At 66.1% G+C, this 1,062-nt stretch carries 2 protein-coding genes; both read right to left on the reverse strand.

Annotated features, from left to right (window positions below; all coding sequences use genetic code 11):
* The coding region (locus tag OS124_RS23775; RefSeq protein WP_010138396.1) for a TRAP transporter substrate-binding protein at positions 1-721 on the reverse strand (721 nt) is incomplete at its 3' end.
* Positions 718-1,062: CoA transferase (locus tag OS124_RS0105570; protein ID WP_010138397.1), on the reverse strand; the 345-nt coding region annotated here is incomplete at its 5' end. The genes OS124_RS0105570 and OS124_RS23775, both read right to left, overlap by 4 nt.

Consider the following 1,062-nt stretch of genomic DNA (forward strand, 5'->3'; position numbering starts at 1 on the left):
AGTTCATCGCCCGGCTCGGGTAGGCGCCGCGCGAATGGGGGATCTCGGTGTAGAACTTGGCGACCTCGCCGAACGAGAGGGATTTGATCGTCTCGTAGTTGGCGATCACCCCGTCGACGACACCGCGCTGAAGGGCCGGATAGGTGTCAGTCATGGGCATGGCGACGCCTTCGGCCCCCATGGCAGCCAGCGGCCCGATGTAGTCATTGGCCGAGCGGATGCGCAGGCCCTTCATGTCCTCCATCGTCTCGACGGGACCTTCCCGCAAGAGCAGGTGCATCGGCGTGCCGACGTTGTAGCCCAGCACCTTGACGCCCTCCATTTCCTCGGCAAGCGCGGGGTACGCCTCCGCCATGTCGAGGAAGACCTCGAGGATATAGGCCGGATCCTCGTAGCCATAGAAGAAGGCCGGCGTCTTACGCAGCATCTCGAAACCGGCGCTGGCATAGATCGGGGTGATGTAGGCCAGGTCGGCGATGCCGGCCTCCAGCTCGTCCACGCCCTCGCGGCTGGTAATGAGGGAGCGCGCCCAATAGGGGGTGATCTTCACCCGGCCGTCGGTCTGTTCCTCGATGCGGGCGATCCATTCCTGGTCGGCCAGGGAATAGGTGTGGGTTGCCGGGTTGGGGCTGGAATAGGTCAGCTCGAACTCGGCCGCCCAGGCGCCATTGGCGCAGGCGATGGCGGTGGCCAGCACCGCCGAAATGGTCAGATGTTTCATTTGGGTCCTCCTCCGTTGATCCGGCCCTCCTCCAGGCCGTATTCGCGTTGCACGAATTCCATGTCCTCGCCCGGCAGGCGGGCAAGGTGGCGGACGCCCGCAGGGGTCCGCGACAGTTTGACCGGCGCGCCGATCTGGCGGTAGCGATGGCCCGCCTCGTCGGTGATCCAGGGCGCCATGCCGCGCGCCTGGACATGCGGATCCTCCAGCGCCTCGGCCACCTCCCAGACGGGAGCATACTGGGTGCCCGCATCGGCCAGGATGTCGATCCATTCGGCCCGGCTCCTCTGCGCCATCGTTGCGTCCAGCGTGGAGCGGATGTGGTCGCTGGCGGCAGGGTC

The sequence above is a fragment of the Oceanicola sp. S124 genome (genome assembly GCF_000220565.1).
Lineage (GTDB): Bacteria > Pseudomonadota > Alphaproteobacteria > Rhodobacterales > Rhodobacteraceae > Pseudooceanicola.